This is a genomic window from Ornithinibacillus proteolyticus, from assembly GCF_039581225.1.
GTDB classification, from domain to species: Bacteria; Bacillota; Bacilli; order Bacillales; family Amphibacillaceae; genus Ornithinibacillus; species Ornithinibacillus massiliensis.
This window is the reverse complement of record NZ_JBCPXV010000017.1, coordinates 1-11166: the sequence shown is the minus strand read 5'-3', so window position 1 is coordinate 11166 and position 11166 is coordinate 1. Positions and strand designations below refer to the sequence as shown.

Sequence of the window (11166 nt, the reverse complement as noted above, 5' to 3'; positions counted from 1 at the left end):
CTTAGTTAAAGTATCCCATTTTACTTTCTGTCAATTGTGAAAATAATGTAATTTATATGTAAAAATTTTATACTGTTGCGTAAACAGAAAAGGAATGACTCACTCTTTATTTCTTACCGAAGCTTTTCTAATAAACCATTTACTCTATTACGTTCCCTATTCGTCCGCTTCCAATCAATAGCTAGATCCACGATTTCCCCCTTAGAAAAAACAATATCCAACCAGACATGTGGGATAAACGCTATATCAAATTCACTCATTTCGACCATCAATTCCAGTTTCCATTCCTCGACTAGGATAACGACAACCTCCCCATCCTCTATTCTGTCAACTACACCTGCTACATGAACATTTTCTTCAGATTGTTGACTATAGGCTTCCATGGCTAGTTTTTCCACAAAGATAATTATCACCAATGCCATACCGATCAAGATAAATAGTAATAGTAGCCTAATTACTTTGCGCTTAACCATCTTCATCTCCCCTTTTCCGCTAAGTATGCCAATAACTATCGTAAATTTCATCTCAGTAATTTCTCATTTTGTTAGCTGTATGGATAGATGGTATTATTTTTTGAACGCTTAATTCGTCACTTTCTCCTCTGCAAAGTATGAAAAAATGGAAACATACGTAAATTCCACTCTTCCGTCATGTTATCTTTTCACTATTTTCGTACTAGTAGTGTTCTAGATTTCCAGTAGTGAATTTGTTACGATAAACGTAATAAAGAATACTGGGGGAGTAGACTTGTACAAAAAATTAATAGCATCTTTGTTTCTCACAATTATTCTCACTGCTTGCGGCCAAGGAGTGAACCTAGAAACAAATGAGGAATTAACAACAGATATAGAAAAAGCCCAAACGGAACCAACCTCTGATCATGTCATATCAGATGAACAAACAGAAGGAGATCGTAAAGAGCAAAATGATTCCAAGTCAACAGAAAATCTAGCTGAATTACAGGTTCACTATATAGATGTAGGGCAAGCAGACGCAACATTATTTCAATATGGAAACCACAATATTTTATTTGATGCTGGGGATTGGCGTGGCAATGAGGTAGTAAACTATTTACATTCACAAGGGGTATCTAAGCTCGACCTTGTTATCGGAAGTCATCCGGATGCGGATCATATTGGACAGCTTGCAGATGTAATCAATACATATGAGGTAACCGAGGTATGGTTATCTGGTAACGAAAGTACTTCTAGTACATTCCAACGTGTATTAGAAGCAATCGTTAGTAGTGGAGCAAACTACCATGAACCACGAGCAGGTGAAGAATTTGATATCGGACCTTTAAATTTAAAAGTTCTTCATCCACAGTCAATTACTGGTAAACCAAACGAAGAATCTATTTCTGTACTCTTCACTTATGGTGATGTGAAATTCCTGTTTACTGGTGATGCGGATCGTGATGCGGAAACACAGATGATGACAGTTGGTTTTGACGTAAATGCTGATATTTTACAGCTAGGCCACCACGGTTCTAGCACTTCCAGTGACCCATCATTTATTAGTGCTGTAAGCCCTGAAATAGCTATTTATAGTGCTGGTGCAGATAACAAATACGGTCATCCACATCGTGAAGTTATTTCATACATCACCAATGCTGGTATTGATTTATACGGAACAGATGTAAATGGCACGATCATTGTAACAACAGATGGAAAAGAATACACGGTGAAGACGGAAAGAGACGGAACTGTCCCAAGTAAAAATAGTTCATCGAATAATAGCTCTGGGGGCACCTCTAATTCAAATGAAGCAAGTAAATCGAATGAAGAGGCAAATTCTAGCTGTATTGATATTAACACTGCCTCCTACGAGGAGCTACAGCAAATCATTCATATTAGTTCAGAACGAGCACAAGACTTAATTGACTTACGACCATTCCATTCTATAAAGGATCTAAAACGGATAAACGGCATTGGAGATGGTAGAATAAAGGATATCGAAGCACAAGGAATGGCCTGTGTTAGCTAACTATTTGGAGGGAAGCATGATGCAAGGAGTCCTAGATCGATTCGAAGGAAATCTAGCTGTCATTTTAATAGAGGAAGATAAAGCGGAACTGATTATACCGAAAGAAAAGCTTCCAGAAGGCAGCCATGTCGACACTATTTTTGAAATGGAGAAACGGAACAGTTCGTATCATATCATTGCAATTAATACGGAAGCAGAAAAAAGGGTAAAAGAAAAGACGACAGATCTATTAGCTCAATTACGAGCTAATAGTACTGGAAGTAAGTTTAAGAAAAACTAGATGAATCGGTGCTATGCGCCGATTTTTTTAGTTTTAAAAGGACATAGTATTATTCCAAAACGCATCGTCATTCGACTATTCTATCCATCCGCTATGTTATAATTATGTTAACGGAAATACGAGGAGGTAATACATATGGATCTTGGCTTAAAAGGAAAATCTGTCATTGTAATGGCTGCTAGTAAAGGACTTGGAAAAGCTACTGCACTTCAGTTTGCACAAGAGGGGGCACATGTCATTATTTCAAGTCGTCATGAAAGCGATTTAAAAGCTGCTGTCTCTGAAATTCAAGAATTCACGTCAAACAACCATGTATCCTACAAAACCTGTGATGTAACAAACCCAGCTGATATTAAAGAATTAGTACAATTCGCGATCGAAAGTAACGGAAAGATTGATGTATTAGTAAACAATGCAGGGGGACCTCCAGCTGGCGGATTCGAACATTTCGATGATGAAGCATGGCAGAACGCATTTGAGTTAAATTTGCTTAGCTATATTAGAGCAATCCGTGAAGTTCTACCTTATATGAAACAACAAAGAAGTGGTCATATCATTAACTTCACTTCATCATCCATTAAACAAACATTAGACAATCTTATCTTATCGAATACATTCCGTGCAGGGGTAGTTGGATTGGCAAAGAGCCTCTCCCAGGAGCTAGCCCAGGACAATATTTTAATTAACACCATCGGACCAGGACGGATTGCTACTGAACGTGTGGAGCACCTAGATACAGTCCGTGCAGAGCAGCTTGGTGTAACCTATGATGAAGTAAAATCATCTACTGAGAAGAGTATCCCGATTGGTCGCTACGGGAATCCAGAAGAATTCGCTAAACAAGCTGTTTTTCTATGTTCTGCTGCGAATACCTATGTAACAGGACAAACCTTGCTAGTTGACGGTGGATTAGTTAAAGCGTTATAAGAGTTGGACTTGATGACATGGTTGATTGAAAAAGCCCAATGATTTTCTAGTGTATATCGGGTAATTCCCATAGATTAAAGGATAGGCCTTAGGTGACCTCTTCTCAAAAACGCTCACCTAAGGCCTAGAGCAAAAATTATCACAAACCGTTCTTGTATCTCTATACGTAAATACTTAGCTTACATTACTTGATATGTTTCCTATCCTCATTATCCAACAATAATGCGTTCCGTCGGATAATGGTAGTCAACATCCTTTTTATTACCATGGAAGATAAAGATAAAGGATAAGATCCCAATCCTTCCAATAAACATCAACGCAATAATTACCACTTTCCCAATCGAACTTAGTTCTGGTGTTATCCCCATCGATAATCCAGTCGTACCAAATGCAGAGCTTGCCTCAAATACAATTTGCATGAATGTAAAGCTTTCCGTAGCAGATAGAATCGCCACTCCAATGAAGTAAATAATCATGGCAAGGAAACTAACCACAACTGATTTTCGAATATCATCTTCATGTATTTCACGTCCAAATACCTTTATATTCTTCCTTCCTTTAGCGAAAGAAAAAATTAATAACAGGATAACTGCAAATGTTGTGGTTCTTATTCCACCTCCTACAGAACTCGGAGATGCTCCAATAAACATTAAGAAAGATAGCATTAGTAATGTTGGATTAGAAAATAGACTGACATCCATCGTTGCTAAGCCACCATTTCTCGTAGTAGAAGATTGAAATAATGCATAAAAGAAGGATTCATGCCAGCTTTTATTTGCAAAAAAGTGATTGGCTTCAAATAACAGAATAACAATCGTCCCAAAAGCCATTAAAGCAAAAAAAGTAATTGTCGTTAATTTCGTGTATAAAGAAAATCGAAATGTAGAATTGCTCTTACTATGCTTCATAAAATCCTTTACCTCGATTAAAACTGGAAAACCAATTGCCCCTAAAGTTAACAATATAATATTAATCAATTGCACAAAGTAATCCTGAGCAAAAGGAATGAGGGAGCTTCCAGTAATATCGAATCCTGCATTTGTTGTCGCACTTACAGAAGCAAATAACCCTTGTAAATAGGCTTCCTGCCAGGTAGGGAAATAGTTAAGAAAATAAGTTCCTAAGATAATAGCTCCAACAAATTCGATTAACAATATAATGGCCAATATTTGCTTCATCAGCTTAACTAAACCTGATAATTGGGATTGATTTTGATCGGTTCCTATTAATCTTCTTTCTTTCAAACCAATATTTTTACCTATTAATAACCAAAAAAAGGTACCAAGTGTCATAATACCAATTCCACCGAATTGAAGGATAAAAAGTAAAATGAATATTCCTGGTGTGCTAAAGGTATCTGCTGTATTCACTACAGACAAACCAGTAACGCTCACTGCGCTAACTGCTGTGAACAGAATATCTAAAAAGGACCAATCAACTCCTGTTTTCACTGTAAAAGGTAAACTAAGCAAACAAACGGAGATCGCTACAGCCACCACATAAAATAGTACAATTATCTGTGAAGGACTTAATTCATGCTTTTTTACTATCGTTAACATACTGCATCCCCCATTTTGCTATGCTACATTCCCTTATCTTCTAAACGCTTTAGACTCTTATTATCACCCATCACTACCATTACATCTCCTTCATGAATCCTATCATTAGGTGCAGGAAATACATTAACCTGCCCCCCACGTTTAATTGCTAGAACGTTGCAACCATATTTGGCACGGATATCTAGTTCAATCAGGCTTTTATTCGAGATTTTACTCGTAGCTTTTAACTCTAGAATACTATAATCCTTCGACAGGCCAATATAATCTATTATTTTATCCGAGTCTAGTTGATTTGCAATTCGAATCCCCATCTCCTCCTCTGGGTTAATGATTCGATCTGCACCAACCTTCTCCAGAACCTTCTGATGCTGGGTGTTTTGCGCTTTTACCCAAATGTTTTTAACCCCTATCTCTTTAAGAATTAACGTACAGAGTATACTCGGCTGAATTTTTTCACCGATAGCAACGATAGCATAATCAAAATTTCTTACACCTAATGCTCTCAGTTTATCTTCATCCGTTGCATTCGCAACAACGACATGTGATGCATAATTCGAGTTAGCTCTAACATTTTCTAAATCATTATCGATACCTAGTACATCGTGACCTAATTGATACAGCTGTTTACAAACACTACTTCCAAATTGGCCCAAGCCAATCACTACAAATTGTTTTTTCATTAATGCCTCTCTTTCCATCAACACCAAAAAAGACCATTTCAAATAGAATGGTCTTCGGTTAAACCCCGGACCCTTCTCTCAGAAATTACGTAACGCTTACGAGGTTAGCTGCCGGATTAGGGATTGAGAGTACCCCCTCTTACCTTAGTAAGATTCACCCCTTCAGATGGTCTAGTAAACCATCCGTATTGGTTCCCCCGTTCAAGAAACAGATTCAGCGATTATAAGGTGTCATTCGATTAAATTTAACGTAATAAAGAAAAAAATACTCCTGTTTCCTATGATTGTCAACACCTACACGAAAATTAATTTTTTACTAGCTTCTCATCTTCCTCCTAAATACAGGTCTTCTAGTATGCATAAGGGGAACTAACATAGCATCTCCTTACTCTTAATCCCAATAAAAAAAGGACCAACTCAGGTCCCTCTCATACGCCTAAACGTGCCCCTACCCGACTAGCAATTTCCTTGCCAATTTCCAAACTAGCAGTTGCTGCAGGAGATGGCGCATTACATACATGAACACTATTCTTACCGCCAATAATAAAGAAATCATCAAATAGCTTCCCATCGCTTCCTAGAGCTTGTGCTCTAACGCCTGCAGGGGCTGGAACTAAATCCTCTTCTTCAATACTCGGAAGAAGCTGATTTAAGTTATCTACAAACCTTTTCTTACTCACCGACCTACTCATCTCCTCCAGCCCTTCTTTGAGATAGGTTAATCCTAGCTTCCAAAAACCTGGATAAGATATAATCTCACCAAAATCTTTCCAATCAAACGATGCCTTAAAATATGCCTCTCGCTTAAATCCAGGTACAGCATTCGGCCCTACTTCTACTGTTCCGTCTATCATTCTCGTAGCATGTACACCTAAAAATGGAAAATTCGGATTGGGAACTGGGTAAATGAGATTCCTTACAACATGACGCTTCTCTTCCTTTAGCTCAAAATATTCACCACGAAACGGAAATATTTTCACATCAACATGATACCCTGCCATTCTCGCAATTCGGTCACTATGTAAACCAGCACAATTCACTAGGAATCTAGTAGAATACGTATTATTTCTTGTTTCTACTATAACCTCATCTTCTCTTTCGTCTACAAAGACTACCTCAGCTTTCGTAATAATTTCCCCACCAAGTGAGCGGATTTGACGCGCCATTACCTGTGATATCATTGCATAATCTACTATTCCAGTAGAAGGTATGAAAATCCCGCCTACTCCGGCAACATAAGGCTCCTTCTCTAGTAATTCATCTTTGGTCAGCCAGGTTACCTCTAGACCGTTGTGCTTTGCTCGTTCAAACAACCTGCCTAGTTCTGGCATCTCTTCTTCATTTTTTGCTACAATGATTTTCCCACAAATATCATGCGGGATATCATGCTCCTCACAAAATTTTCGAATACTTGCATTTCCTGCCTTGGCAAATCGAGCCTTGTAACTACCAGGCTTATAATAAATTCCGGAATGAATGACACCACTGTTATGACCAGTCTGATGCTGTGCAACATCCAATTCCTTCTCTAGGATAGCTAAATTTGAGCCTGGATATCGTTCTAAAAGTGCTAGTCCTACAGATAATCCTACAATACCTCCACCTATAATTAAAAAGTCATTCATCATAAGCCCTCCTATACATTAAGTTGATCGAATCAGACGTATGAATTTAGAAGCAATTATTATTGGTCCTATAGACAGCATGAACACTAGTATTTTATGTACGGACTTTCTCTTCTAAAATACCAACCTCTGCTTGATACATCACTGCCCTAGTTAAAATAGAAGGGATGTCGCGCTATGACATCCCAGCATGTTGCCTTATTTAGCTATTTTTTCTTCTTCATGAGCACTTGTTACTCGCTTCTTGGCTATGAATTGGACGATAACAACTAATGCTAGTAATCCGAGTCCAATAGCATCGGTTAATACCCCTGGTATCACTAAGGTTACAGCGGCCATGATGGTGATCACTCTTAATGGCCATACCATCGTAGTCATAAAATATCCTTCTAGACCTGCTCCTAATGCTATGACCCCAATAGCAGCCGTTGTTGCCACCCATGCAATCTCCCAACCATTGGTACCCTGCATCAACAATTCAGGTGAGTAGACAAATATATATGGTACTAATACCCCTGCTGCCGCAAGCTTGAGGGAGATAAATCCGGTTCGATTCGGATTACCACCAGAAATACCCGCTCCCGCAAAAGCCGCCAACGCTACAGGTGGTGTTAAATTCGCTAGTATTCCAAAATAGAATACAAACATGTGGGATACAAATGGCTCAATACCAAATTGTACTAGGGCAGGTGCAGCCATAGATGATGTGATGATATAAGTCGGAATAGATGGCAATCCCATTCCAAGTATAATCGAAGCAATCATCGTAAAGAACAAGGTTAGGATTAACGTATCTTGTCCAAGAATAAGAATAGCGGATGTCATTTTTAAGCCAAACCCAGTCAATGAGGCAACCCCAACAATAATACCGACCATCGCACAAGCCATTGCCACACCAACAGCACTACGAGTTCCATCCTCTAGTGCACCAATAATCCCTTTAATACTTAATCGAGTCTTCTTCCTTATCATTGCAATGACGATCGTTGTAATGATTGCCCATGCTGCTGCATAAATCGGTGTATAACCGCTAAATAGCATATAAATTAATACAATTAATGGGATTAGTAAATGGCCTCTCTCTTTCATGACTTCTATTAAACTAGGAAGCTCCTCACGAGTGAGTCCGCGTAAACCACGCTTTTTTGCACGCAAATGGACCACGGTGATGACACCCATATAGTAAAGTATCCCAGGTAAAATCGCTGCAAGTGCAATATCACTATATTTCATGCCTAATGTTTCTGCCATAATAAAGGCTGTTGCTCCCATTACCGGTGGAAGTACTTGCCCACCAACAGATGCAGCCGCCTCTACCGCGCCTGAAAAATTGTTTGAATAACCCGTCCGTTTCATTAATGGAATGGTAAAAGAACCGGTCGTGACAACGTTTGCTATCGCAGACCCATTTATTGACCCTAAAAATCCACTCGAGATAACCGATACTTTCGCTGGCCCTCCAGCCGTATGACCAGAAATCGCCATGGCAGTATCATTGAATAGCTGACCTAAGCCAGTTCGATTTAGAAATGCCCCAAACAAAACAAACAGAAAAATATAGGTAGCAGACACACCAATCGCTGTACCAAATATTCCTTCCGTCGTCAAATACATATATGTGGTAATATCCTCAATTGAATACCCACGGTGGGCAATCAGTCTAGGAAGATATGGACCAAAATAAGCATACAATAAAAACAACGCACTTAAGACCGTTAACCCAATACCAACTACACGACGACCACCTTCCAGCACGAGAATCACAATTAATAGACTAAATAAGAAGTCACTCGTGTTCGGCAGCCCTGCTCGGTTAACAATCCCCATATAATCAGTAAAGATATATAAAATGGTAGCAACCGCCATGATTGCTAGCAAAAAGTCAATTACTGTTGCACGTTGCCGGGGTGCTTTTTTACGAGAAGGATAAAGTAAAAATACAAGCACTAAAATCACACCGGTATGTAAAGCTCGGTGCTTTAAAGTGACTAATGGTCCAGTAAACGACGTAATCAGATGAAAAAGTGCTAATCCAACCGCAATAAATGTAACAAGACGAACCATCCACGGAATATTAAAATTCCGGAATCTGGATTCGGTATCATATTTTTCTATTAGCTTCTTTTGTTCTTCCGTTGATAATTCTTCGACCGGCCTTACCGCCTCACTCATTTGGCCCATCCCTCCTTAAGAAATAAGTCTTATCCTAATCCAAGAAAAAAGTGTGATTGATTCATAATGAATTTGTATTTGATGATAATCTGGAACGAAATTTTTTAGAGGGTAGCTTGTTGTCCCATCTGCTATGGAATAATAAGAAATAGGGACATAATAAAGAGAATAAAAAGGTATTTCTCGTTTTATTCCAGTCACACGGACATATCCATCAGCTAGAAACTCCACTTTCCCATCGGTATCCGGTGTACCAGCCCCATAAGACTGATAGATAGTCTCCGATAACAATAAAGAATGATCATCGTTGATGGTATAGGTTTCCTGCCACGGGGTTAATTCAACCGAATGACGCCACCCTATGGTGAGTGTTCTTCCTTCCCATGGGATAAAGTGATAAGGTTTTCCTTCTAGATTAGTAAGTAAAATTCCAGATTGTACTGGAACCAGGAAGATTCCAGTAACAATCAGTAGAATAATAATGAAATAGATTAATTTTTTCTGCATTCTTATTCCTACTTAAGCTTTGATTTATTCTGTAATCCCTTGCTCGTCAAAATATTTTTTTGCTCCTGGATGTAGTGGAGCTGGTAGGTTCTGTAATGCATTTTGGATATCAATGTCCTTGGCCGCATTATGTGTATCCTTCAGTGTATCTAAATTCTCGTAAATTCCTTTGGTCAGTGCATATGCAACATCATCTGATACATCCTTATGTGTTAGGAGTACATTGTTTACACCAATAGTTGGTGTATCAGCATCTAAATCATATACATCAGCCGTAACAACCGCAGGGAAGAAGGCAGGATATTTCTCTTGCATTTCTAACACTTTATCTTCTGCAATTTCTACAACCACGATATCATTAGTGGTTTGTAGCTCCATTACCCCTGCATTCGGTAAGCCAGAAGAAATAACAACAGCGTCAATGTTTCCATTCTTAATTCCTTCTACACCTTCTGCGAATGATAGATAATCTTCATTTATATCGTCATAACTCATTCCATATGCTTCTAATACACGCTTCGCACTAATTTCCGTCCCGGAAGCAGGTGCACCTACTGCAACACTTTTCCCCGCTAAGTCTTCCACCGTTTTGATCCCTGATTCCACAGTAGCTACTATTTGTAAATAGTTAGGATAAAGTGAAGCGATAGAGCGAATATTTTCTTGTGCACCCTGTTCTTCAAAGCTGTCTATCCCTTCATATCCATCCGCTGCTGCATCCCCCATAGAGAACCCTATTTCCGCGTCCCCCTTATTTAGAGTAGTAATATTTGCCGAACTTGCAGCAGTGGATTGGCTATTTGCATTCGCCCCCATGTCCTGATAGATTTTGGCCATTGCACCACCTAATGGATAATATACCCCTGATGACCCACCTGTGAGAACGGTTACAAATTCACCATCAAGTGCATTATCTCCTGTTCCACCAGTACTGTCTCCACAAGCACCTAATACCAATACAAGTGAAAGAAACATACTAAAAAATATTGTCTTCTTCATCATATTCCCTCCATATTTATTAATATTTGAACTACCCACCACTTATCGACCTTATGGTCTGATTGAAGTGGGGGATTCCTAAGAACACCAACCTATTGGTTAGTTATGGATTAGGCTATCCCCGCAGTTCCTGCGGTTAATCGTAATGCTTCGTTACGAAGATTCAAACTTGCGTTAATATCTCTATCGTGACGGGTTTTACAGGTAGGACACTCCCACTCACGCAAAGCAAGATTTTTAACGTCTTTATACTTATGACCACACGTTGAACAAAGCTGACTGGAAGGGAAATTTTTCGCTACGGTCACAACCTGTTTTCCGTACCAATTTGCTTTATATTCCAACATTGTGCGAAATTGTGACCAAGATACCTCGCTGATAGCCTTAGCAAGATTAGGATTCTTTAACATGTTTTGGACAGACAAATCTTC

General features: G+C 39.0%; 11 protein-coding genes and 1 riboswitch. Of the genes, 3 read left to right on the top strand and 8 right to left on the bottom strand.

What is annotated here, in order from left to right; translation table 11 throughout:
- Nucleotides 1-113: 113 nt before the first annotated feature.
- Nucleotides 114-473 (bottom strand): hypothetical protein, encoded by a 360-nt coding sequence (locus tag AAIB49_RS09715; protein WP_343457959.1) that lies wholly within the window; start codon nt 471-473, stop codon nt 114-116.
- Between the two features lie 274 nt (nt 474-747).
- Here AAIB49_RS09715 and AAIB49_RS09710 point away from each other — a divergent pair, with 274 nt between their 5' ends.
- From AAIB49_RS09710 to AAIB49_RS09700, 3 genes are all read left to right on the top strand, one after another.
- Entirely contained in the window at nt 748-1986 is a 1239-nt protein-coding gene (locus AAIB49_RS09710) for an MBL fold metallo-hydrolase (RefSeq protein WP_343457958.1), read from the top strand.
- Between the two features lie 16 nt (nt 1987-2002).
- On the top strand, nt 2003-2266 hold the full coding sequence (locus AAIB49_RS09705) for a DUF3006 domain-containing protein (RefSeq protein ID WP_211742386.1): 264 nt from the start codon (nt 2003-2005) through the stop codon (nt 2264-2266).
- A 135-nt stretch (nt 2267-2401) separates the two neighbouring features.
- Nucleotides 2402-3193, top strand: a complete 792-nt coding sequence (locus tag AAIB49_RS09700; RefSeq protein WP_339213598.1) for an SDR family oxidoreductase — start codon at nt 2402-2404, stop codon at nt 3191-3193.
- A gap of 209 nt (nt 3194-3402) precedes the next feature.
- Here the strand turns inward: AAIB49_RS09700 and AAIB49_RS09695 are convergent, their stop codons facing one another.
- The 7 genes from AAIB49_RS09695 to AAIB49_RS09665 all read right to left on the bottom strand — a co-directional run.
- On the bottom strand, nt 3403-4752 hold the full coding sequence (locus AAIB49_RS09695) for a TrkH family potassium uptake protein (protein ID WP_343457957.1): 1350 nt from the start codon (nt 4750-4752) through the stop codon (nt 3403-3405).
- A 23-nt stretch (nt 4753-4775) separates the two neighbouring features.
- The gene (locus AAIB49_RS09690; RefSeq protein WP_343457956.1) at nt 4776-5432 is read right to left on the bottom strand and encodes a potassium channel family protein; all 657 of its coding nucleotides are present in this window, start codon (nt 5430-5432) and stop codon (nt 4776-4778) included.
- Nucleotides 5433-5510: 78 nt separating this feature from the next.
- Nucleotides 5511-5662: riboswitch (cyclic di-AMP (ydaO/yuaA leader) on the bottom strand.
- 198 nt (nt 5663-5860) lie between these two features.
- Nucleotides 5861-7057 carry an L-2-hydroxyglutarate oxidase gene (gene lhgO / locus AAIB49_RS09685; RefSeq protein ID WP_343457955.1) on the bottom strand — a complete coding sequence of 399 codons (1197 nt, stop codon included), beginning with the start codon at nt 7055-7057 and terminating at the stop codon, nt 5861-5863.
- 198 nt (nt 7058-7255) lie between these two features.
- Nucleotides 7256-9229, bottom strand: a complete 1974-nt coding sequence (locus tag AAIB49_RS09680) for a TRAP transporter permease (RefSeq protein ID WP_343457954.1) — start codon at nt 9227-9229, stop codon at nt 7256-7258.
- A gap of 15 nt (nt 9230-9244) precedes the next feature.
- A complete protein-coding gene (locus AAIB49_RS09675) occupies nt 9245-9736 on the bottom strand; it encodes a DUF1850 domain-containing protein (protein ID WP_343457953.1) in 492 nt (163 codons plus the stop codon).
- A gap of 24 nt (nt 9737-9760) precedes the next feature.
- The gene (locus AAIB49_RS09670) at nt 9761-10735 is read right to left on the bottom strand and encodes a TAXI family TRAP transporter solute-binding subunit (protein ID WP_186870466.1); all 975 of its coding nucleotides are present in this window, start codon (nt 10733-10735) and stop codon (nt 9761-9763) included.
- A 110-nt stretch (nt 10736-10845) separates the two neighbouring features.
- Nucleotides 10846-11166: RNA-guided endonuclease TnpB family protein (locus tag AAIB49_RS09665; RefSeq protein WP_343457952.1), on the bottom strand; the 321-nt coding region annotated here is incomplete at its 5' end.

Coding starts and splice junctions, on each gene's coding strand:
- AAIB49_RS09715 (WP_343457959.1), bottom strand. CDS start 473: ATGGTTAAGCGCAAAGTAATTAGGCTACTATTACTATTTATCTTGATC.
- AAIB49_RS09705 (WP_211742386.1), top strand. CDS start 2,003: ATGATGCAAGGAGTCCTAGATCGATTCGAAGGAAATCTAGCTGTCATT.
- AAIB49_RS09700 (WP_339213598.1), top strand. CDS start 2,402: ATGGATCTTGGCTTAAAAGGAAAATCTGTCATTGTAATGGCTGCTAGT.
- AAIB49_RS09695 (WP_343457957.1), bottom strand. CDS start 4,752: ATGTTAACGATAGTAAAAAAGCATGAATTAAGTCCTTCACAGATAATT.
- AAIB49_RS09690 (WP_343457956.1), bottom strand. CDS start 5,432: ATGAAAAAACAATTTGTAGTGATTGGCTTGGGCCAATTTGGAAGTAGT.
- lhgO (WP_343457955.1), bottom strand. CDS start 7,057: ATGAATGACTTTTTAATTATAGGTGGAGGTATTGTAGGATTATCTGTA.
- AAIB49_RS09680 (WP_343457954.1), bottom strand. CDS start 9,229: ATGAGTGAGGCGGTAAGGCCGGTCGAAGAATTATCAACGGAAGAACAA.
- AAIB49_RS09675 (WP_343457953.1), bottom strand. CDS start 9,736: ATGCAGAAAAAATTAATCTATTTCATTATTATTCTACTGATTGTTACT.
- AAIB49_RS09670 (WP_186870466.1), bottom strand. CDS start 10,735: ATGAAGAAGACAATATTTTTTAGTATGTTTCTTTCACTTGTATTGGTA.